The 21,189-nt window shown below is 62.3% G+C and carries 17 protein-coding genes and 2 pseudogenes; 4 read left to right on the forward strand and 15 right to left on the reverse strand.

Going from position 1 to position 21,189, the window contains the following annotated elements; genetic code table 11:
• The first annotated feature begins 11 nt into the window (after positions 1–11).
• Entirely contained in the window at positions 12–377 is a 366-nt protein-coding gene (locus GM910_RS06280) for a cupin domain-containing protein (RefSeq protein WP_159586664.1), read from the forward strand.
• 47 nt (positions 378–424) lie between these two features.
• Here the strand turns inward: GM910_RS06280 and GM910_RS06285 are convergent, their stop codons facing one another.
• From GM910_RS06285 to GM910_RS06335, 11 genes are all read right to left on the reverse strand, one after another.
• Positions 425–1,234, reverse strand: coding sequence for an IclR family transcriptional regulator (locus GM910_RS06285; RefSeq protein WP_159586665.1), 810 nt, complete (start codon positions 1,232–1,234; stop codon positions 425–427).
• 253 nt (positions 1,235–1,487) lie between these two features.
• A complete protein-coding gene (locus tag GM910_RS06290; RefSeq protein WP_159586666.1) occupies positions 1,488–2,462 on the reverse strand; it encodes a LysR substrate-binding domain-containing protein in 975 nt (324 codons plus the stop codon).
• A gap of 78 nt (positions 2,463–2,540) precedes the next feature.
• Positions 2,541–3,140: a glutathione S-transferase family protein gene (locus GM910_RS06295; protein ID WP_201285415.1), complete on the reverse strand. Its 600-nt coding sequence runs from the start codon at positions 3,138–3,140 to the stop codon at positions 2,541–2,543.
• Positions 3,141–3,156: 16 nt separating this feature from the next.
• On the reverse strand, positions 3,157–4,611 hold the full coding sequence (locus GM910_RS06300; protein WP_159586667.1) for an aldehyde dehydrogenase family protein: 1,455 nt from the start codon (positions 4,609–4,611) through the stop codon (positions 3,157–3,159).
• Between the two features lie 70 nt (positions 4,612–4,681).
• Positions 4,682–6,628: an oxidoreductase gene (locus GM910_RS06305; RefSeq protein ID WP_159586668.1), complete on the reverse strand. Its 1,947-nt coding sequence runs from the start codon at positions 6,626–6,628 to the stop codon at positions 4,682–4,684.
• A complete protein-coding gene (locus GM910_RS06310; protein WP_246225874.1) occupies positions 6,625–7,656 on the reverse strand; it encodes an ABC transporter ATP-binding protein in 1,032 nt (343 codons plus the stop codon). Before GM910_RS06310 ends, GM910_RS06305 begins: the two co-directional genes overlap by 4 nt.
• Entirely contained in the window at positions 7,656–8,645 is a 990-nt protein-coding gene (locus tag GM910_RS06315) for an ABC transporter ATP-binding protein (protein WP_159586669.1), read from the reverse strand. The genes GM910_RS06310 and GM910_RS06315 overlap by 1 nt, the downstream gene beginning before the upstream one ends.
• A gap of 13 nt (positions 8,646–8,658) precedes the next feature.
• The gene (locus tag GM910_RS06320; RefSeq protein WP_246225875.1) at positions 8,659–9,564 is read right to left on the reverse strand and encodes an ABC transporter permease; all 906 of its coding nucleotides are present in this window, start codon (positions 9,562–9,564) and stop codon (positions 8,659–8,661) included.
• Positions 9,557–10,474, reverse strand: a complete 918-nt coding sequence (locus GM910_RS06325; RefSeq protein WP_159586670.1) for an ABC transporter permease — start codon at positions 10,472–10,474, stop codon at positions 9,557–9,559. The genes GM910_RS06320 and GM910_RS06325 overlap by 8 nt, the downstream gene beginning before the upstream one ends.
• A gap of 151 nt (positions 10,475–10,625) precedes the next feature.
• Positions 10,626–12,161: an ABC transporter substrate-binding protein gene (locus GM910_RS06330; protein ID WP_159586671.1), complete on the reverse strand. Its 1,536-nt coding sequence runs from the start codon at positions 12,159–12,161 to the stop codon at positions 10,626–10,628.
• 68 nt (positions 12,162–12,229) lie between these two features.
• Positions 12,230–14,218: an oxidoreductase gene (locus tag GM910_RS06335; protein WP_159586672.1), complete on the reverse strand. Its 1,989-nt coding sequence runs from the start codon at positions 14,216–14,218 to the stop codon at positions 12,230–12,232.
• A 343-nt stretch (positions 14,219–14,561) separates the two neighbouring features.
• Here GM910_RS06335 and GM910_RS06340 point away from each other — a divergent pair.
• Both GM910_RS06340 and GM910_RS27145 read left to right on the forward strand, forming a co-directional pair.
• A pseudogene (locus GM910_RS06340) lies at positions 14,562–14,858 on the forward strand (FAD-binding protein); the annotation flags it as partial.
• A gap of 121 nt (positions 14,859–14,979) precedes the next feature.
• Positions 14,980–15,396 (forward strand): annotated as a pseudogene (locus GM910_RS27145) (FAD-binding protein); the annotation flags it as partial.
• A 125-nt stretch (positions 15,397–15,521) separates the two neighbouring features.
• Here GM910_RS27145 and GM910_RS06350 read toward each other — a convergent pair.
• Genes GM910_RS06350 through GM910_RS06365 form a run of 4 tightly spaced genes read right to left on the reverse strand, consistent with a single transcriptional unit; the run spans position 15,522 to position 20,031 of the window.
• Complete coding sequence (locus tag GM910_RS06350) at positions 15,522–16,178, reverse strand: dienelactone hydrolase family protein (protein WP_201285416.1); 657 nt, start codon at positions 16,176–16,178, stop codon at positions 15,522–15,524.
• Between the two features lie 60 nt (positions 16,179–16,238).
• Positions 16,239–17,210: a TAXI family TRAP transporter solute-binding subunit gene (locus GM910_RS06355; RefSeq protein ID WP_159586676.1), complete on the reverse strand. Its 972-nt coding sequence runs from the start codon at positions 17,208–17,210 to the stop codon at positions 16,239–16,241.
• Positions 17,207–19,132 (reverse strand): TRAP transporter permease, encoded by a 1,926-nt coding sequence (locus GM910_RS06360; protein ID WP_159586677.1) that lies wholly within the window; start codon positions 19,130–19,132, stop codon positions 17,207–17,209. Before GM910_RS06360 ends, GM910_RS06355 begins: the two co-directional genes overlap by 4 nt.
• The gene (locus tag GM910_RS06365) at positions 19,129–20,031 is read right to left on the reverse strand and encodes an amidohydrolase family protein (RefSeq protein ID WP_159586751.1); all 903 of its coding nucleotides are present in this window, start codon (positions 20,029–20,031) and stop codon (positions 19,129–19,131) included. Before GM910_RS06365 ends, GM910_RS06360 begins: the two co-directional genes overlap by 4 nt.
• A 176-nt stretch (positions 20,032–20,207) precedes the next feature.
• On the opposite strand from GM910_RS06365, the gene GM910_RS06370 reads away from it, so the two are divergent.
• Positions 20,208–21,119, forward strand: a complete 912-nt coding sequence (locus GM910_RS06370) for a LysR family transcriptional regulator (protein WP_159586678.1) — start codon at positions 20,208–20,210, stop codon at positions 21,117–21,119.
• The last annotated feature ends 70 nt before the right edge of the window (positions 21,120–21,189 follow it).

Below are 21,189 nucleotides of genomic sequence, written 5' to 3' on the forward strand. Positions count from 1 at the left end.
GGAGCAGTGATGTGAGCGAACGCAAATCCGTTATCCGGCACATCGCCGAAGTGGCCTGGCGACAATATCCGGGGCACTTCGGGTCCGCTCTCTCAAAGGGGCTCGTGACGCCCGACAGCGCCGCTGCCCAGCATATCGACTACCGCATCTCCACCTATCAGCCGATGGCCTATGTCGAGCGTCACGTCCACAAGGTGCAAGAGCAGGTCTATCACGTCCTCGAAGGCGAGGGGCTGATGGAGATCGACGGGGAAAAACGCGTGGTGCGCAAGCACGACGTCGCCTTCATCGCGCCAGGCAGCTGGCACTCCATAGAAAACACCGGGCTTGGCGATCTGACCTTCATCGTGGTAACCGCTCCGGCGCACGACGAATAGAGACAAAATGGACGCGATAATCAGAGACGGCCTTGGGGCCGTCTTCTTTATGCGTTCGCGGTTTCCAGCTCCCGGTACCCCAGCGCCTGAGAGAGTTGCTCCGCCGCCACTTCGAGCTTGAGGATACGCTTGTCGATCACATCCGGCGTCATGCGCCACACCGGACCGGAAAGCCCGATGGCGGCAACGCAGCGGCCGGTAAAATCCCAAACGGGCATGGCAATGCAACGCAGGTCCGGATCGAACTCAGCACGGTCGTGGGCGATGCCTTCGCTGCGGACAATCTCCGCTTCACGACGAAGCTGTTCCGGATCGGTGATCGTCTTTTCCGTGATGCGGTTGAGCTGGAGGATGGCTATCAACTCGTTCCGCTCTTTTTCCGGCATGTATGATAGGAGCACTTTGCCCAAGGCGGTCGCATGCATAGGACGCGTAATTCCCACGCGCTCGGACAATTGGAGGACTCCTGCCCCTTCCGTCCGCGCCACAACAATCACGTCGGTACGCTCCCTGACGGCTAAATGGGACGCCTCGCCCGTCTCCGCGCTAAGGTGTTCGAGCACAGGCAGACCGAAATTGAGCAAGGTCCGCTCACGAGAAGCACCGGAGGCCAGACCGAAAAGGCGGGGCCCGATACGATACTTCTTTCCATCGCGGTCCTGAGCCAGATAGCCGAGCCCGACCAGTGTCTTGACGAGATGAAAGGCAGTACTTGTATGGAGGCCGACACGACCGCTGATCTCGGTCAACCCCAAGCCGTCCGGACTGCCAGCCACCGCATCGAGAATTGCGGCACCGCGCTCAAGGGACTGGATGCCAGATCCGCGGCTTGCGGGCTTGCTGTCGCTCGTGTTCATCTTTCCCATCGGTGATTTAGCACCGCTCTTGCTCGCCAAGTCTGTAACACCACGCTCTCGTGTTTGACCAGATTTGTTTGAATCTTGTGCCTCGGCCGAGTGCAAAGCAGCTGTATTTCACAGGCTGGCGTCATACATGCGCAATTATGGGAGCGTGGGATTGTCCTGACCAGATTGCTCGAAATACGATCGGGAATAGCGCCTGCATGTCCAGCGATCGAGACCGGCCTGGCTAGGGACATGGGCAAATGGTTCAAGAGGCGATCGCCTCGGGAACCGCGGAAGCTTCAGGAAATTCGCCCTCGAATCCCGGCCAAACCTTGTCGGTGATCAATAGACGCACGGTCTCGCGTAGTTCGGCAACCACAACCGCCGCCGCGGGCGTTAGCTGCTCCGCGGGCAAGGTGTAAAGAAAATTCCGCCGCCGGAGGACGAGGTCCCTAAAAGCCAGGAACCGGAAGCGCCTGCCTCCGGCGCTTTCCTTCATGATTGCGCCCATAGGTTTGATGGTTGCGCCCATGCCGTCATACACGCAATCCATGACGAGGGACAAGGAATCGACCTGGGCCACCACATTCGCCGAAAGACCGCGGTTCTCGAACTCGGCTTCGATCCGCTGCCGCAGACCGTGGTCGCGAGTCGGCAAAATAAGGGGCAGCGCCGCAGCCTTGGCGAGATCGACACGGTCGAGCCCGGCGGGGACGAGCGGGCTTTCCAGCGAGAGGATCAGAAAGAGCTCTTCCACCATGAGTGGCTCGATCACCGCCTCCATGGCCGATTCCTGGCTGAAAAGCACCGCCATGTCGAGCTGACCGAGCCGCATGAGCTGCCCTATGTGGCCGCTCATCCCCTCTACGACATTGAGCAGGATGCTGGGAAATCGCTCGCGAAGGCGTTTCACGAGCGGCAAACCGATCGCCGCCACCGTTGTCGCCGGCAACCCCACTGTCACCACGCCCTGTACGGGTCCGATCTCGCCGCGTGCTATCTCGATCGTCTGGTCGAACTGGCGCAGCATGAAGCGCGCGTGATGATAGAGAGCCAGGCCGTATTCCGTAGGGAGCACGCCCTTTGAAGAGCGGCTTAGAAGCGGCCTGTCCACCTCCGCCTCGAGCTTGGCGATCTGCTGACTGAGAGCGGGTTGCGCGATATACAGTTCGCGGGCGGCGCTTGAAAGGCTACCGCAATCCACAATGTGAACGAAATAACGGAGTTGACGGATGTCCATGCATGCTCCTCCGCCGGGAACATGGCCGGAAGGGTAGCCCCTGTCCAGCCAATTTTATTCACATCGTCGCAAGCGTACTCAGAATGCCGGATATTTTGTGCTCTGCATGCGGTTGGTTGCCACCTCTCTCTCCAGCCATTTCGCGAGACCCGGGCGCCATTCCCGCCAGCGTAGCTTGGGATGCCGGAAGTCGAGATATTCGAGCGCAGCAGCAAGGCCGATCGTGCCCATGTGCAGAGTTCGGAGATCTTCCGTCCCCGCCTCCAGACCGTCGAGCGCAGCCTCGATGCGAGCAAACTGCGCCGCGACCCAATCCTGCCAGACAAGGTCGCCGGGACGGATCGCCAGCTCGTATCGCGCAACCACGGCGGCATCCATGATGCCGTCGGCCAGCGCTTCGAGCCTCAGGATCCCCCAGGGATCAGGGCCGGCATAAAGTCCCGGCCCCTCCCCTTTGGCATCGATGTAGCGGCAGATAACGCGGCTGTCGTAAATCGCCCCCTTCGAGGTGAGCAAGACAGGGATCTTGGCGAGCGGATTGAAGGCGCCGAGCGCAGTGTTGCGATCGGCCGGATCGACCTTTGCCTCTTCAAGCGCAAGCGGCACGCCACGTTCGATCGCCACCATGCGCACTTTCCGCGCAAAGGGCGAAGCCGCCGTCTGAAGAAGGGTCAGCATTTCGGCCGCCTCTCCCTTAGACCGTAAAACTTACCACGCGCTCTTCACTCATCTCGTGCATCGCGTAATACGGGCCCTCGCGGCCGAAACCACTGTCCTTGGAGCCGCCATAGGGCATCATATCGAGCCGTGACGACGAGGTCTCATTCACATGCACACCGCCGACCCTGAGGCGCCGGGCTGCGGCAAAGGCGGCATCGAGCCGGTTCGTGAATATGCCCGAAGCCAGCCCGTAGGGCGTGGAATTCACGCGCGCGATCGCGGCATCGAGGTCGGAGAAACTTTCGATCCCGATAACAGGCCCGAAGACCTCTCGACAACCCACCTTCATGTTCGGCCCGATGCCGGCGAGTAGTGTCGGCGCAACCACCGCACCTTCGCGCTTGCCGCCGGCCAGAAGGCGCGCGCCAGACGCAATTGCTTCGTTGACCCAGTTCTCGACACGCTTTGCATCGGCTAGTGAAATCATGGGGCCGGTCACACATCCCTCGCCGGCGGGGTCGCCATGCGGCAAAGCCGCAACCCTTTCGGCCATGCGTGCTTCGACCTCGTCCTTCAGACGTTCATGAACCATCAGAACCTGTACAGAGGTGCAGACTTGCCCGGCTTTGCGGTAGCCGGCCCCGATCACCTTGGGCAAAGCCGCGTCGAGATCCGCATCTTCGGCAAGCAGGGTGAAGGCGATAGAGCCCAGCTCCATCTGCGTGCGTCGCAAACCCGCCTGCCCCTGAATGATCCTTCCAACTTCGGTCGATCCGGTGAAGGCGATATAGCGCACCCGTTCATCCGTTATAGCGGCGGAGACAGCCGCGCCGCCCCCGTGGAAGACTTGCAGATAGCCCTCGGGTAGCCCCGCCTCAAGAAAGCAGTTGGCCAGCAGGCAGGCGGTGCGGGGCGTCCGTCCGGCCGGTTTGAGCACCACCGTGTTTCCGGCAGCAATCGCGGGCGCGATCTTGTGCGCCACCGTGTTGAGCGGCGCGTTGAAGGGCGTGACCGCCAGCACGACGCCGAGCGGCACGCGCAGTGTGAAAGCCAAGCGCCTGCCTTGCCCCGGCGCGCCCGCAACCGGGAGAATTTCGCCCGCGAGCCGGCGCGCCTCCTCGGCCGCCAGGCGAAAGGTTTGTATGGTCCGCCCGATCTCGCCCTCGCAGTCCGAAGTCGCAAAGCCGGTTTCCGGCTGCATGACCGATACGAGCTCCGCCAGGCGCGCCTCGATCAGCTCCGCAACGCTCTCGAGAATGCGACCGCGATCATGCGGCGTCAGCCGGTCGCCTTCAAAGGCCGCATGCGCGATTCCAATCATGCGCTCGATCTGCACGTCAGAACTTGCCGGCAACTGGCCGATGGACGTCAGGCGGTATTTGTCGAGAATCTCGCTCGCAGCCCCCTCACCGGGAACCCATTCGCCGCCCAGGAGCATCCCGCAAACAGGCAGCGCCCCCACCTGGCTGGTTTCGAAACTGTAGGACATCAAATCGTCTCCGATACGGTCGTCTGCGAAACTGGGCACCTGCCTTCAAAGGAGCAGCACTGCCAAAGACTTAAATTATGCGGGCGATGCGGTAGCCTTCCTGCATCGCTTCGGCCACCTTGCGTGGCGCTACGCAGTCGCCGATCGAAAACACCTCGGCCGCACCCCTCTCAAGCGCCTCGACGATCTCCCGACGCGGACGGAAGCCCACGGCGAGAATGACCGTATCGGCATCGATCCTGTACTCCGCTCCCGACTTGTCGGTATAGCGGACGCCAGCGCCGTCGATTTCGAGCACGCTAGCCTCCGTGAAAACACGGACCCCCTCTTCCTGGAGGAGTTTGAGCATATGCATGCGGTTGATGTAGTACATGTCGCCGCCAACCGCGCTCAGGCGCTCGATGATCGTCACCTCAAGCCCCTCCCGCACCAGATGCAGCGCGGTTTCGCAACCGACGACGCCACCCCCCACGATCACCGCCTTCTGCCCGCATCCAGCCTCGCCGGTAAGCACATCATTGGCGGCGACGACATTTCTCCCCTCGACGCCCGGGATGGACGGCACAATGGGCTCGGAGCCCACGGCGACGATCACGGTGTCGGGTGAGGCCTCTGTAACATTCTCCGCTGTGGCCTCCTTGCCGAAGACCACATCGACGCCTTCCTTCTCCATCTGGTGAACGAGATAATCCGTCAGGCGCCGATAGATCTCCTTGAATGGTGGAGACGAGCCCGGCCCGATATTTCCGCCCACCCCGCCTTCCTTTTCCCAGACGGTGACGCGATGACCGCGATGGGCGGCAACGCGCGCCGCTTCCATGCCGCCGGGTCCGGCGCCAATCACCAAGACCCGCTTCTTCTGCTCTGCCGGGGTGAGACGCATCTCGCGCTCATTGCCGGTCGCCGCGTTCACAGCACAGCCGATCCGCTTTCCGTCGTGAATGTATTTGTGACAGCCCTCGAAGCAGTCTACGCAGGGCGCGATGTCGAGATACCTGCCCACGCGCACCTTGTTGGCCCAGTGCGGATCGGCAATCAGCGTGCGTCCGAGGGCAATGAAATCCGCCTTACCGGAAGTCAGCGCCGCTTCGGCTATCTCGGGATTGCCGAGCTTGCCCACCGCGATCACCGGGATGTCCACTGCCTCGCTGACCATCTGGGCAAGATCCAGCGTACATCCTTCGGGCAGGAATTCGGACGGCAGCGTCCAGTATTGCGTTTCGCGGCAGCCGGCATCGATCATCAGCCCGTCGACCCCGGCCGCTTCCAGTGCGCGCGCGATCTCGACCCCTTCCGGCGCCTCTCGGCCTCCGGGAAGATAGTGGTCGAGCGCATATTTCACCGTGATCGGGAATTTGCTGCCCAGCACGCCCTTGAGCCGCTCCACGACTTGCACGATCAACCGCAACCGGTTCTCCAGGCTGCCGCCATATTCGTCCTCGCGCTTGTTCCAGAGCAGCGTCATGAACTGGTCGAAAAGATAGCCCGCGTGGCAGTTCAACTCGACCATGTCGGCCCCGCCGACCTTGAGAAGGCCCGCCGCCCGCTCGAAATCGTCGAGCATCCGGTTGATGTCGTCCTTGCTCATCGGGCGGGTCAGCCGCTTGGGGTCGTTGAGGCAAGGTATGGCGGAAGCACCATAGGGCTGGATGCCCTTCATCAGATCCGGCTTGCTCATGCAGCGCCCGAGTCCCGGCGCCAGCTGGACGCACAGCTTGGCGCCATAATCATGCACCGCCTGGCTGAGTTCGTGCACCCAACGGGTATAAACCTTGTTGTCCAGCGTGAGGGAGGTCTGGATCGGGCTCAGCGGGTCCTTCTCGAAATGGCGTGAGACGCGGACCGACCCGGTGGTGATCATGGCGGTGCCGCCGCGGGCGCGCTCGACGAAATAGTCGATCCCGCGCTGCGAGAGGCTTCCGTCGGTGTCGATCAGCGCGCCGATGCCCGCACCCGACATGATGACGCGGTTCTTGAGCTTGAGGTTTCCGATCCAGCCCGGTTCAAAAAGCTTCATTCGCTGGAACCTCTTTGGTGCGTGGCCTTCGTGAATTGAGGCCCGCTCATCAGATGGCATGCGACCCGCCGCCCCGCGCCCACATCGACAAGCTCGGGATCAACGTCGCTGCAGACCGGCATTGCTTCATCGCAGCGCGGGCAGAAACGGCATCCCTTCGGAATGTCGAGCGCCGAGCCGATTTCTCCGCGCAGGCTGGGCGCACTCTTTTTCCGGTTCGGATCAGGCAGCGGCATCGCCCTGAAAAGAGCTTTGGTGTAGGGATGCAAGGCCCGTGCGTAGATATCTTCGGTCCCGCCGATTTCCACGATCCGGCCCAGATACATCACCGCTAGTTGGGAGCTCACATGCCCCAGCGTAGCCAGATCGTGGGAGATCATCAGGTAGGTCAGGCCATATCGGTCCTGAAAATCGGAGAGCAGGTTCAGAACCTGCGCACGGATCGATACGTCGAGCGCGGAGACGGGCTCGTCGAGCACCAGCATCGTCGGTTCGAGGATCATCGCCCGGGCGATCGCTACGCGCTGCTTCTGCCCCCCGGACAGCTCGTGCGGATAGTTGTCCATCACGCGTTTGGGCAGGCCGACCTGCGCCAGCATGTCCTCGACCTTCTCGCGGATTTCGATCTTGCCCAAGCGGTTTGGACCGGTGCGCGCATGAATTTCCAGCGGTTCGGCGACAATGGCCGAGATGCGCATCCGCGGGTCGAGGGAGCCTGAAGCATCCTGAAAGACGGCCTGCACGCGGGTCCGATACCAGGCGTCCCCCTCGGCATCGAGTTTGCCGATGTCGCGGCCCTCGAATTCGATCGCGCCCCCCGTGGGGCGGTCGAGACGCAGGATGAGCTTACCCATGGTGGACTTACCCGAACCCGATTCCCCCGCAACGCCGAAGCTTGACCCGCTGGCGATTGAGAAGCTGGCGCCGTCGACGGCCTTGAGCGGCTTCTCGCCGCCGCCGCCCATCCATCCTCCAGAGCGGATTCCGAAGTACCTCTTGACGTTGCGCAGTTCGAGAATGGTTCCCACTACCGAACCTCCCGGGCTTCGAGTGCGAGGCATGCCGCTTGCCGCCCATCGGAGAGCTTCTTGATCGGCGGACGGGCGTTTCTGCATGCCTGCATGGCACGATGGCAGCGCGGCTCAAACGCGCAGCCTGCGGGCGGGTCGAGCAGGTTCGGCGGCTCACCAGGTATCTGATAGAGCCGCCTCTGACGCGTCCCGGGAACCGGAAGCGCCTTGAGCAATGCCTCGGTATACGGATGGGATGGCGATGTGAGCACCTGCCGCACGTCGCCGAATTCGACGATCTTGCCGGCATACATGACAGCGACCTTGTTGCAGGTCTCGGCCACGATCCCTAGGTCGTGCGTAACCAGAATCAGGGCCATGCCCGTCTTCTCCTGCAACTCCCGCAAGAGTCTCAGAAACTGGTCCTGGATCGTAACGTCCAGCGAGGTGGTCGGCTCGTCCGCAATCAAAAGACCAGGACTGCCCGCCAGCGCAATCGCGGCGACCGTGCGCTGGCGCATGCCGCCACTGAACTCGAACGGATACTGACTCAGCCTTGCCTCAGGTGAAGGAATGTGAACCTGCCGCAGCACATCCAGCACCTTTTCGCGCAGATCCGATCGGCCCTTCGCCGCGCCGCGCAATCTAAAGGGCTCGCCTACCTGGTTGCCGATCGTAAATACGGGGTTCAGCGACATCAGCGGATCCTGGAGAATCATCCCGATTTCCCGTCCGCGCACGCGGCGCATCTCGCGCTCGGGAAGCGTGAGCAGGTCACGCCCTTCCCAGAGCACACGCCCGCCGACGGTCCGCGCGGCGGGCCTGGGCAGAAGGCGTAAGATCGAGTTGCAGGTCATGCTCTTGCCGGAGCCGCTTTCCCCGACGAGGCCGAGCGAATCCCCGCGCTCAAGCGCAAAACTGACGCCGTCCACCGCCTTCACCACGCCGGCGCGCGTGTAGCAGTAGGTCCGGAGGTCTTCGACCGAAAGGAGGGAGGCCTGTGTCATCTCTCTCCGGTCCTCATGTATTCCGCAGGCGGGGATCGAGCTTGTCCCGGAGCCAGTCGCCGAACATGTTCGTGCCGAGGACGGTTACAACGAGCGCGACGCCCGGGAAGAAGGGCAGCCACCATGCCATTGCAAGGTAGAGCTTGGATTCCGCGATCATCTTGCCCCAGGCGACGGCAGGCGGCTGGACGCCGAGGCCGAGGAAGGACAGCGAGGCCTCGAGCATGACGGCAGCGCCGAGCTGCAGCGAAGCGACCACGAGCGCGCTGTCGATCACATTGGGCAGGATGTGCTTTCGAATGAGCCTTGCGTCGGGGCATCCGAGTACCCGCGCCATCGCCACATAGTCGCGTGACTTGACGCTCAATGTTTCGGCGCGCACCACGCGGGCGTAGTTCGTCCAGAAGACGATGGAGATCACGGCAATAACGGTCGCCAATCCCGAACCGAGCGCGGCGGAAATCAGCAGCGCGAGCAGGATTGCGGGCATCGACATCTGAATGTCCACGAGCCGCATCAGAACCGTGTCGAGCCAGCCGCCGAAGTAGCCGGATACCAGCCCTATGGTGATGCCGACGATCCCGGCGATGCCGACGCCAAAGAAGGAGACGAGAAGGGAGGCCCTCGCGCCCGCGATCACCCGACTGAAGACGTCGCGGCCGAGATAGTCTGTCCCAAACAGGTGGGACAAACCGTCTCCCGTCAGCCATGAAGGCGGCCTGAGCGCCACGGTGGGGTTTACCGCCGACGGATCGTAGGGCGAAATCAACGGGCCGAACACGCCAAAGAGGATGATCGGCAACAGCAGGATGATGGGCAGGATCGGCCAGTCCTCGAGGGTGCGGAAAATGGATGCCCGGCGCAGTCCTGCCTCCGCGCCCAAGGTCTCCGCTGGCATATCGACGTGGTGTTCAGTCATATCGGATCTGCGGGTCGAGGAGGCCGTAGGTCAGGTCCACAGCCAGGTTGAGGATGATGTAGGCGGCGGCCACGACGCAGATGGCGGCCTGCACCACGGCGAAATCCCGGGCAAAAATCGCGTCTATGATGAGCTTGCCGATGCCGGGCCAGGCGAAGATGGTTTCGACAACCACGGTGTTGCCGATCATGTTTGCAAGCTGGATGCCGGCAAGGGTCGCCACGGGAATCGCGGCATTGCGAAGCCCATGCTTCCAGACGACGCGTGCCTCAGAATTTCCCTTCACCCGCGCCATCTTTATGTAGTCGGCGCCGAGGACGCCCAGCATCGCCGAGCGGGAGAGCCGGCTCATCGCCGCAGCCGGATTGAGCGCCATCGTCACGGCCGGCAATATCAAATGCGCGAAACTTCCCCGCCCACTGGTCGGGAACCACCCGAGGTCCACTGCAAAGACCATGATGAAGATCAGGCCGACCCAGAACACCGGCACTGCAAGGCCGAGCGTTACACCGAGGCGCACACCCTGATCGAAAACGGAGCCGCGCGTCGTCGCCGAAGTCACGCCGCTCAGAAGCCCGATCGTAATAGCGATCAAGAAGGCAAGGCCGGCAAGTTGCAGCGTCGCCGGCAGGCGCGCGAGCACAAGCTCCATCGCCGGCATCTTCCAGCGCGTCGACGTGCCGAAATCGCCCTGAACGGCGTCCGTCACGAAGATCGCATACTGCACCGGCAGGGGCTTATCGAGCCCGAGCTCCTGGCGCAGTTCGATCCGGTCCTGTTCAGTGGCATCGTCCGGCAGCAGAAGAAGCGTCGGATCACCCGCCAGCCGCATCGCCACGAAGATGATGATGCTCACGCCGACCAGGCAAAGGAGCCCTACCCCCAGCCGCTTGAGCGCATATCGCAACATGCCCGAGCTCTCCGTTCAGTGCCCGCCCTGCCAACGCAGAGCAATAGCGGCACCCTCGCCGGGGGACGCCCGCCCCCTCGGCGCTTGTTGTTGGTGGAGCGGAGCATGCAGCCGCCCGCTCCGACTTTATTGAAGTCCCTCGTCCAGCCGATCAGGCGAACGACATGTCCTTGACCAGCACCAGATCGAAATTGAAGCCCTGGGTCGGCGTGAAGTTCACGCTGCTCTTCATCGCGTAGACAGCGAAATTGTTGTAGATTGGAAAGCTCGGGACATCTTCGTGAATGAGGCGGACCGCCTTCTTGATCAGCTCGCCTCGCATTTCCTCATCCATGGTGGCGGTCGCTTCGGCGTTGATCGCATCCAGTTCCGGATTGTTGTAGATGCTGATCGGGCCGCCGGCACGGAAGAACAAGCCCAGATTGTAAGTCGGATCGGGGCTCCCCGCGCGGCCATGGGTGAACAGGGCAACATAGGACGAACCCGGTTCCTTGGCTGCATTGTATTTGGAGCGATAGGCTTCCCATTCCTCGCCGACCAGCTTCGTGCGCACACCCACTGCCTCGAAATAGGCCGCGACGGCTTCCGCCACCTGCGGGTTCATCTGAACGCGGCCGGTGATGGCGTAATTCAGCTCCATGTCGAAGCCGTCCGGATAGCCTGCTTCGGCAAGCAGTTGCTTGGCCTTTTCGGGATCATAGGGGTACGGCTCGAGATCTGGATCGTAGCCGACCTCGTACGGTGCAAGGAACGCCAGACGCTGGGGAACGCCGAACAGGACACCGTTGATGATCGCATCCGTGTCCACGGCGTGTGCCAAAGCCAGCCGCACCCGCCTGTCGTGCCAAGGATCTTCCGGGTTCTGCGTGCTGAACACGATCGACATGGTGGGATGGTTGACTGGGAGCTTGACGGTCTTGAAGTCGCCCACAGCATCAAATCCCTTCACCGCGTAATAGGGGCAAGCCATGATGAGATCGGTCTCGCCCGCCTGGAGCGAGGCGACGCGCGTCGTTTCTTCCGGCACGAAGATGAAACGGGCCTTGGCAATGGGCGGAACGGCGCCCCAATATTCGTCGAAGCGTTCCACCTCGACATATTCACCGACCGCATAGCTCGAGAATTTGTACGGGCCGGTTCCTGAAGGCTGGCGCGAGAACTCCTCTTCGCCCACCCGGTCGAAATAGGAATTCGAGGCGATCATTGCCGCACCCCGGTTGGGCAGGAATGTCACGTCGGGCGCGCTGAAGTGGAAAGTCAAATGGTAGTCGTCCTTGACCTCGATATTATCGAGAGACCGCAAGCGGTTCTTCACCGTCGCGCTCTTGTCGATGCCGCGCTCATAGCTGAACACCACGTCCTGTGCGGTGAACTTGTCGCCGCTGTGGAATACGACGTCGTCGCGCAGTGTCACATCGAGCGTCTTGCCATCCTCGGAATATGTCCACTCAGCGGCAAGTCCCGGCACGATCTCGCCGTCGGTATTCCGCGGGAACAGATATTCCGCGTAGTTTTCGATGGTGTTGTAATCCACTCCTGTCCAGGCAACGGTCTGGTCGCTGGTGGTTGGTTCGTCGCCGATGGCGATCGTAATGTTGTCCTGCGACTGCGCAAAGCCAATGCGCGGCAGTCCGACGGCCGCTGTGACCAAGGCCGAGCTGACGAGGAATTCCCTTCTGGTCTGCATTGTCTGTTTCCTCCCTCTGCCGGCGGCGGTCATTCAGCCGCGCGCCGCCTTTGCACGGGAACGCGGCTTCAGATGGTCCTCCCGACCTCAAACCCGTCCCAAACTGCTTTCATGATGTTCTTGGGTTCCTGACAGTCGCCGATCTCGTACATCGGCCCCGCGAAGAACGCGTTCAGCGATTGGTAGAGCCGGTTCTCCGGTTTCATCCCGACTGAGAGAACGACCGTGTCGCAGGCGACTCTCCGCTTCTCGCCCTGGCGCGTTTCCACGGTTACGGCACTGTCATGGATTTCACGGACTGCCGTCTCGAGCAGCATCGGCACCTTCGCCTGAGCGAGCATGTCGAGAAGCATGTTCCGGTTGGCATTGGCGACCGGGATGGCGATCGGCTTTGACTGCATCTCGACGATCATGACCTTGCAGCCCCTTCGATGGAGCCATAAAGCCGCCTCGCAACCGTTTTCGCCGGCACCAACCACAACCACCTCGCGCCCCGGCAATCTGTGCCCGAGCAATAGTTCCGTTGTGGAGATGACATGCGGCCCGTCAGCACCGGGGATAGGAGGCACGACGTCGCTTGAGCCAGTCGCCAGCACCACGACATCGGCTTTTTCCTCGGCAACCAGTTCAGCCGTGACATCGGTGTTCACGCGCACGTCGATGCCAAGCAGTTCCATCTGGCGCTTGTACCAAGTGTTCAGCCGCTCCACGTCTTTCTTGTCCTCGGGAACACCTGCCTCGATCAGGTGCCCACCGAGTTCGACCGACCGCTCGCAGAGCGTCACCTTGTGGCCGCGGCTGGCGCTCACGCGCGCAGTTTCCATGCCGGCAACGCCACCGCCGATAACGAGCACGTGCCGGCTTTCCCGTGCGGGAGTCAGCTGATGCGAGCGTTCGCGTCCACAAGCTGGGTTCACCGTGCAGGAGTTGAGATAACGCCCATTGAACTGCTCCGAGCACGCCTGGTGGCAGCCGATACAGGGGCGGATGTCTTCTATCCGGCCCTCGGAGACCTTTTGCGGCCAGTAGGGATCGGCCAGCAGCGCCTTCGCCAGCGAGATGACATCTGCCTTGCCTTCCGCAATCGCGCTATCGGCAAGTTCGGGAATATCGAGGCGACCCACGGCAATAACCGGGATCGTGATGACTTCCTTGACCATCGCCGAAAGGTCCAGCATGCAGCCATGGGGCTGATAGATCGGCGGATGGGCCCAATAGTGGCCCGTCGCGGTGCCGGCATCGACGGCAAGGGAATCGAACCCGTGGTCCTGCAACATCGCCGCGAGTTCCAGACCTTCTTCGATGTCGCGGCCCACCTCCACGAAGTCTTCCCCCGGCAGAGCCGAAGCGTGGAACGATTTCATGTAGTGCTTCAGGCCATAGCGGTATTGCACCGGGAAATCCGGGCCCAGCCGGCGCTTGATCTCATCGAAGATCTCGAACGCGAACGTCATGCGTCCGCGCAGGTCGCCGCCGTAGCGATCACTCCGCTTGTTCCACAGGCTGTGCGAGAACTGGTCGAGCAGGAAGCCCGCGTGACCGTGGAGCTCGATGCCATCCACCCCGGCCGTGAAAAGGATCTCCGCCGCGTCGCCATAGGCGCGGACCATCTGCTGGATTTCTTCCACTGTGAGTTCGCGGCATATGATGTCCGGAGCGGCGAAGCTCGGAATCGGAGATGGCGCGACAGGCGTGCCCACCACGTTGTGTGGACGTCCCTGATAGCCGAGGCCGGGAGAAAGCTGGACGAAAATCTTCGTGCCCAGCGCATGGATATGCTCCGTGAGATCCGCAAACGGCTTGATGAACTCCTTGCTGACAGGCCCGCGCCGCGCGCGCAGAGTCTCGATCTTGTCCTCGACCTTGAGCATGCCTGTCATGAGCAGGCCGGCCCCGCCCTTCGCGCGCTCGGCGAAATAGTCGACATAGCGCTGGGTCGGTATGCCCCGATCGTCGCTGAGTGCGCCGAAGCCCATCGGCGCCATTGCGACACGGTTCTTCAGGCGCAGTTTGCCGATCTGGAGGGGCTGAAAGAGATGTGGATAGGGTCTTTGCATTTAGGCAGGGTTCCGTCGCAGGCAATTCTAGAATGCCGGTTACGCATCCACACTAGGTACCAGCACCGGATCCCGGAAATACTGTTTCCTTATGGAGTCATAAGCTGCCAGAATGGACTGCAAGATCATGATTCATAACATCTTTATCTCCTAGATACCCTGGCAGACTCGCGTGCTCCGCCGTCGCTTCGCAGCGCCAGAAGTTTTACCTTATTAAGAGAGGTGCTTTTTCATTGTAGGAGTTGCCTTCGATCCGACTCCCTCGACGGAGTGGATGTGGCGATTCTCGGCAGTGGCGCAGCCGGACTGACCGCGGCGCTGACAGCCGCGCTCGACGGGCCAGGATTGTCTGTTGCTCGAGCACCTTCCGGTGCTGGCTGGCACGTCCGCACGCTCTTCCGGGACTGTATGGGTACCCGGCAACAGAGCGATGCGGTCGTCTGGACATGTCGATGACGGGGCGGCGGCATATCTCGCCGCGCTTATCGGCAATCGCGGCTCCGAAACCCTGTGGCGCAGTTTTCTTGAAGCAGCTCCGCTCATGCAGGCCGACCTCGAAGACCGTGCGGATATTCTGCTGCGTCCTTTTGCTGACGCTCCCGACTACCGTCAGGAGCTGCCAGGAGCGGTGGCCGGATAGAACGCCATGGAACCTGCGCCATTCGACGGCGGCAAGCTGGCGCCGACTTCCGTCACCTGGCGCCGCCTCTTCCCGAGTTCCTGGTCTTCGGCGGCATGATGGTCACGCGACGGGAGGCCGCCATGCTTTTGCGCGCCGACCGCTCGCTGTCCGCCGCTGGCTCGGCCTGCGGTTGACCGCGCGCTATCTTGCGGATCGCCTCAACTGGCATCGCGGAACGCGGCTGGTGCTCGGCAATGGCCTCGTCGCTAGGCTTCTTTACGCAGCGCTTGAAGCGGGCGTATGCGTTCACCGCGAGGTTTCGACCAAACGCCTGCTCGTTGAAAACGGCCGTGTCGCAGGCCTGGAGGTTGCCGCCTCCGGCGACACCAAGACTGTTCGCGTTAGGCATGGCGTCGTGCTGGCGGGCGGTGGTTTCCTCGCGGACCCAGAAGGCCTCGCACGTGAGCTGCCCTCGCCCACACCGCGCTATACGCCGAACAGTGCGGTGCTGATCGGCTCCGGGAAACACGGATCGTCGAGCAGGACGCTGAGGTAATCCGCGCTGGTCACCGGTGGTCTTCGCCTTCCAAGCGACGAGTTTGGCCTGGCCGGCATAGACCCGGAAGTCCGGCGCGCCGTGGCCGTGAGATCATACGGTTTCGGCGACCCGGCTCCCGTAGCTCAGCCGATCAGGTATTTCTGGAGGAAGGCCCGGGTGCGGGCGTGGGCCTTTTCAGCGGCTTCCGCCACATAAGAAGGGCGTGCGTCATTGGCAAAGGCATGGCCCGCCTTGTAGGTATGGACCTCCATCTGAGGGAAATAGGACCGGGCCTCGGCCAGCATCTCGGACGGGACGTGATCGTCCTCGGTGCCCCAATGGCCCTGCATCGGCGCCTTGAGCGGACGATCGAGATACTGCGGCAGGCGGGTGCCGTAGAAGGTGACCGCGGCGCCGATATCGAGCGTTTGTGCCGCGCGGATCGCTAGGCCGCCGCCCCAGCAGAATCCGATCACCCCGACCTTTCCGCTGTTCTGGGCCAGAGCCGCCACGACGGCGGCGACATCCTGCATCGTCTCGTCGAGATTGGCGGCCAGCATCAGGTCGCGCCCTTTGATCCCCTTGTCGAAGGGCACCACGACACCGCGTTCCTGCCGGTCGAACAATGCGGGGATCGCCACTTCGTAGCCGAGCGCGGCATAGGTTCTGGCCACGCCTTTGAGCTGGTCAGTCACGCCGAAGATTTCCTGGAGGATGACGATCCCCCCTTTGCGTTCGCTCTGGGCAGGCTCGATCCAGCAATCGAAACAGTGGCCATCGGCAGCCGCGATCTGTGTCATCATCTGTTGGTCCCTTCAAAAATATGCGCCCCCTCAGCAGAGGGGGCGCATCACGTGTGATTATTCGCCGACGGGAATGCCGGCTTCCTCAAAATAGCGCCGCGCGCCCGCGTGATAAGGGACGGCAGAGGCCGGCGCCATGGTCTGGGCATTGAAGCCTCCGAAGGCGCCGAACGAAGCCTGCAGCGCCTCCTTGTTCTCGGCTATGGCCTTGGTCAGCGTATAGACGAGGTCCTCGTCGACCTGGTTGTTGGTCATCAGCACCCAGGGAATGCTCATCAGGTTCGCAGCATGGTCCTGTAGCCCGTTGACCTTGTCGTTCTGCTCGCGATGCACGAGGTTGCCCGCGGGAAGGAAGTCCTTGAACGCCGCCTTGCCCTCATCGGATGCGTCGAGCGAGATGTAGCACAGGCCGCCACGATCCTGCAGTTTGACCGAGGCCTGCTGGCCCGCGCCCGCGTTGAGCGAGACCAGCGCGATGTCGACAAGCCCGTCACCCAGTGCGTTCATGCCGGCCACGAAATTGGCCACCGGAACCTGCTGGAAGTCGTCATAGCTCAACCCGCCACTGGCCAGCCCGCCGGAGATGTAGAAGGGGATGATCGTCGAGGAGGTGTATTCCGAGGCGATGCGCAGATCGGCGGCCTGTGCCTTCGCATCGGCGATGGTCGCGAGACCCAGATCGCAGGGCGCCATCATGCCGGTGACGAGGTTGAACATCGTGCCGACGAGCTCAATGCCAGGACTGGCCCGGTCGTAATTTCCCGTGCCCGTGACCGCATATTCCGTTTCGATGAGGTTTGAGAATCCGAAGTCGACTTCGCCATTGCTGATCAGCGGCAGGTAGCCGACGAGAGGTTGGGTCCGGCCGGTGATTCCGGCGTCGTTAGCGATCTTGGCGACCGCCTGCCCGGTATTGTAAGCCAGCGAACCCTGTGCACCCGAGGCGATGGTCACCACCTGTGCGTTGGCCGCACCGGCAAGGCCCAGGCTGATGGCGCCTGCGGCGAGTATGGCATTGAACTTGGTCATGAGCGAATTCCTCCCTTGGTGTTCTCATGGTGGATCTTGCCCCGTAGGGCGAGCAGCAGGGCAAGGACCAGGCACAGCCCCGCCGCTATTTCGTGAAAGATGACACCGGCCGGCAGGAAACCGAGCGGAAGCGCGCAGAGGCCGAGCAGGACGACAAGCCCGCGCGACGGTCGGTTCAACAGTCCGCTCCAATGGCCGACAATCCCGGCGGTGACGGCAACGATACCGATGATGGCTAGCGCCATCATCACGACTATTGATGTCATATCCCCGTCCATCAGAAGTTCGGGTGTGGCCACGAAGAGGAAGGGGATGATGAAAGCAGCCCAGCCGATGCGCATCGAGGCGACCCCCGTCAACAGCGGGTCGTCTTTGGTGATCGTCGCGGCGGCGAAGGCGGCCAGTGCGACGGGCGGTGTGATCATCGACAGCATCCCGAAATAGAGAATGAACAGATGCGCGGCCATCGGCGTGATCCCGGCCTGGACGAGCGACGGCGCGACCAGCGCAGCCAGAAGCACGTAGACCCCTGAGGTCGGCATGCCCATGCCCAGGATGATGCAGATCACGGCGGAGACCAGCAGAAGCGGCCCTACGTTCGACCCCACGGCATCCACGAGCACCAGCGTCAGCGCGAAGCCAAGACCGGTGAGGTTGAGGATGCCGATCACGAAGCCCGCGGCCGCGACGATCAGGATCAGGTTGATCATCGCAAGGCCGGTGTCGACGAAGACTTGGCCAAGCGTTCGCAGGGTCAGCCGCTCACCGCGATAGCCGCGCAGGAAGCCCACGCCGACGATCGCGATCGAGGCGAGTAGCGCGGATTCCTCGGGGTCGAGCCGCCAAACGAACAACGCCAGCAGCAGCACGGCGAAGGGCAGGATGAAATGCCAGCCTTCGCGCAGCACCTGCCGGGTGGTCAGTCCGTCAGCGTCGGCCGACGAGATCTTGTCGCGCGCTGCGATCAGATCGACCTGCGCAAAAACCGCGAGATAGTACAGCGCGGCTGGCAGAAGCGCCGCCCCGGCGACCGCCAAGTAGGGGATGTCGAGAAACTCCGCCATCAGGAAGGCGGCGGCCCCCATGATCGGCGGCGTCAGCTGGCCGCCGGTGGAGGCCACGGCCTCGATCGCGCCGGCGTCACGTTTGGAATAGCCTCCGCGGTTCATCAGCGGGATGGTGACGACGCCTGTGGTCACCACGTTGGAAACCGCCGAACCCGAGATCGACCCGAATAGTGCCGAGCCTACCACCGAGATCTTGGCGCTTCCGCCGCGCGTCCGGCCAGTGGCCGCCATTGCCAGATCGGTGAAGAAATTGCCGCCGCCCGCTGCGAAGAGCAACTGGCCGAAGAAGACGAAGAGCATCACGATGATCGTGCCGACCGCCAGCGGGGTGGAGAACACCGCATTGGGGTCGAAGCCGGCATATTGGACCAACCGCTCGGGGCTCAGTTCCTTGCCGACCAGCCGTCCCGGCACCTTGTCGGCAATGAGCGCATAGACAAGAAAGATGCTGACGATCGAAAACAGCATGAGCCCCGCGCGGCGGCGCACGCCTTCCAGAACGGCGAGGGTGACGACCGTGCCAATCGCGGTGATCTGCCACGGACGATAGGCCTGCTCCTGCAGCAGCCAGGCGAAGTCCCAAGCCGTATACATCAGCGTGCCGAAGGCAATCGCCGCAATAGCACTGTCGATCCAGCCGACCCGCGTCTTCTCCTGCCCTTTGAACCCGAAGCGCAGATAGGCGACCGCCAGCGCAATGCCGAGCTGGAAGGCCATGTATTGCTGCGGCAGGATCGCCAGGCCGAGCCGTGTCGGGGCCTGGATGTTCCACAGGATACAGGCGACGATCATAATGCTCGCCAAGCCTGCGACAAGGGTTCGGGTAAAGGAAAAGGCTTGTCTGGTCAGGGTCAAGGCTGCGTCTCCTCGGGCCAGTAGAGCCGCATCGGGTTGGAGACGAGCAGGGCATGCTGCAGCTCTTCCATGGGGGCGATGCGTGGGATCATATCGGTTAGAAGCCCGTCATCCGGCATATGCGACACCATGTTTGGATGCGGCCAGTCAGTACCCCAAAGCACACGGTCGGGGAATTGTGTCACCAACCGGTGCGCGAAGGGCACGACATCGTCATAGGGTGGGCCCGCAACGGATAGCCGCTCGGGGCAGGAGACCTTGACCCATATCCGGGGATTGCGCTCCATGAGATCGACAAAGCGCGCGAATTCGGGACCGTCCACGCCCTTTGTGACATCGGGCCGCCCCATGTGATCGACCACGATCCTGCCCAGCAACCGGTCCAGAAGTGGCGCGACCGATGTAAGGTCCTGCGCCTCGAAATAGACGACGACATGCCAGCCGAGGGGCTGAACCCTTTGCGCGATGCGCTCGAACACCTCGTGCGGCGTATCGTCAACCAGCCGCTTTACGAAATTGAACCGCACGCCGCGAACGCCGACTTCGTCCAGGTCTTGGAGTTCCGCGTCGGTGATATCCTCGCTGACAACGGCGACGCCCCGTGCCAACCCGCCCGAAGCTTCGAGCGCATCAATAAGAGCCGCATTGTCGCGGCCGTGGCAGGTGGCCTGGACAATCACGTTGCGCGCAAAGCCGAGATGATCGCGCAGCCAGAACAGCCGCTCCTTCGGAGCATCGACCGGCGTATATTTACGCTCAGAGGCGAAGGGAAATCGGGATGCCGGGCCGAAGACATGGCAATGGGAATCGACCGCACCTTCTGGCGGCCGGAAATCAGGACGTTTCGGCTCTGTGCAAAACGGCAGGTAGGTTGAGGTCCGCTTCACAGGGACAGTCATGCCGGCGCCCCGTTCAGGTGGTGTTTCATCGTAATTCCTCTTCGGCGCCGCCCATGAACGGCAGCGCGATTCCCCCACCCGTTTGGGCGCTTCTGGACCGTAGTTTTTGAAAAAACATTTGGCAAATTTTTGATATATCTTAATATCATCATCAGAAATGATAGTGGTATGCCCTGATGCTGAAGACATTCGACATGAATCTGCTGGTGGTGTTCAACATGCTGATGGAGGAGCGCAGCGTGACGCGGACAGGGGAACGGCTAGGCCGAACCCAGTCGGCAATCTCCAATTCTCTCAAACGCTTGCGCGATGCGCTTGGCGACCCGCTCTTCGTGCGCGAGGCGTCGCGCCTGGTGCCGACCCCGCGGGCGGAGGCGCTGGCCCCCGACGTGGAACAGATCGTCAGGCAGACCGAACGCTGTCTGCGGCAGGACACGAAAATCGATCTGGCCACCAATGATGCGCATTTCGTGGTCGGTGCGCCCGACCGGCTCAGCCTACCTGTCTTTTTGCCGTTCATGCGCTACGTACACGCGGTCGCCCCGCACATGCGGCTTGATCTCAGGACCTCCGACCGCGATATCTCGATCCGGCTGCTGGCCAGCGGAGAAATCGACTTGGCCCTGGGCTGGTTCGATGACCTACCGCCGAGCATGCTGCGCTCGGTCGCCTTTTCCGAGGCGCTGGTCTGCCTGTGTCGCAAGGGGCATCCGATCCTGCGATCCGAAGGCGCGGCCGACATCCAGTCGCTTCTGGCCTACCCACATCTCGTGGTTCGCTCGGGTGGGGGGCGCCACGCCGCCTTTGATGCGATCCTGTCGCGGATCGGCCATGCACGGCGCGTCCAGACCGCCTTGACCAATTTCACTCTGGTGCCGCATCTTCTACGCGACAGCGACCAGGTCGGCGTCTTCACCAAGCGCACCGCGGATTATTTTGCCGCAAACTACGATCTGGCCGTGATGCCGATCCCGCTGGAAATCGCGCCGATCTCGCACGAGATCGTCTGGCACCGCCGCTTCACCAACGACCCGGCCCACCGCTGGCTGCGCGAACAGATCCAGAGGGCCTGCACGGCGGAAGGCTGACTGATCGCCGGGCACGGACAGTATGAGGATGCGGGTGGAGTGAAACGTCATCCATCACTCTGGTGATGGG

Origin of the sequence: Chelativorans xinjiangensis, assembly GCF_009812055.1 — a bacterium.
Lineage (GTDB): Bacteria > Pseudomonadota > Alphaproteobacteria > Rhizobiales > Rhizobiaceae > Chelativorans > Chelativorans xinjiangense.

Bases quoted from the DNA above. Each gene is read 5' to 3' on its own strand.
- GM910_RS06285 (WP_159586665.1), bottom strand. From the start codon at position 1,234: ATGAACACGAGCGACAGCAAGCCCGCAAGCCGCGGATCTGGCATCCAG.
- GM910_RS06290 (WP_159586666.1), bottom strand. From the start codon at position 2,462: ATGGACATCCGTCAACTCCGTTATTTCGTTCACATTGTGGATTGCGGT.
- GM910_RS06295 (WP_201285415.1), bottom strand. From the start codon at position 3,140: ATGCTGACCCTTCTTCAGACGGCGGCTTCGCCCTTTGCGCGGAAAGTG.
- GM910_RS06300 (WP_159586667.1), bottom strand. From the start codon at position 4,611: ATGTCCTACAGTTTCGAAACCAGCCAGGTGGGGGCGCTGCCTGTTTGC.
- GM910_RS06305 (WP_159586668.1), bottom strand. From the start codon at position 6,628: ATGAAGCTTTTTGAACCGGGCTGGATCGGAAACCTCAAGCTCAAGAAC.
- GM910_RS06315 (WP_159586669.1), bottom strand. From the start codon at position 8,645: ATGACACAGGCCTCCCTCCTTTCGGTCGAAGACCTCCGGACCTACTGC.
- GM910_RS06320 (WP_246225875.1), bottom strand. From the start codon at position 9,564: ATGACTGAACACCACGTCGATATGCCAGCGGAGACCTTGGGCGCGGAG.
- GM910_RS06325 (WP_159586670.1), bottom strand. From the start codon at position 10,474: ATGTTGCGATATGCGCTCAAGCGGCTGGGGGTAGGGCTCCTTTGCCTG.
- GM910_RS06330 (WP_159586671.1), bottom strand. From the start codon at position 12,161: ATGCAGACCAGAAGGGAATTCCTCGTCAGCTCGGCCTTGGTCACAGCG.
- GM910_RS06335 (WP_159586672.1), bottom strand. From the start codon at position 14,218: ATGCAAAGACCCTATCCACATCTCTTTCAGCCCCTCCAGATCGGCAAA.
- GM910_RS06350 (WP_201285416.1), bottom strand. From the start codon at position 16,178: ATGACACAGATCGCGGCTGCCGATGGCCACTGTTTCGATTGCTGGATC.
- GM910_RS06355 (WP_159586676.1), bottom strand. From the start codon at position 17,210: ATGACCAAGTTCAATGCCATACTCGCCGCAGGCGCCATCAGCCTGGGC.
- GM910_RS06365 (WP_159586751.1), bottom strand. From the start codon at position 20,031: ATGACTGTCCCTGTGAAGCGGACCTCAACCTACCTGCCGTTTTGCACA.
- GM910_RS06370 (WP_159586678.1), top strand. From the start codon at position 20,208: ATGCTGAAGACATTCGACATGAATCTGCTGGTGGTGTTCAACATGCTG.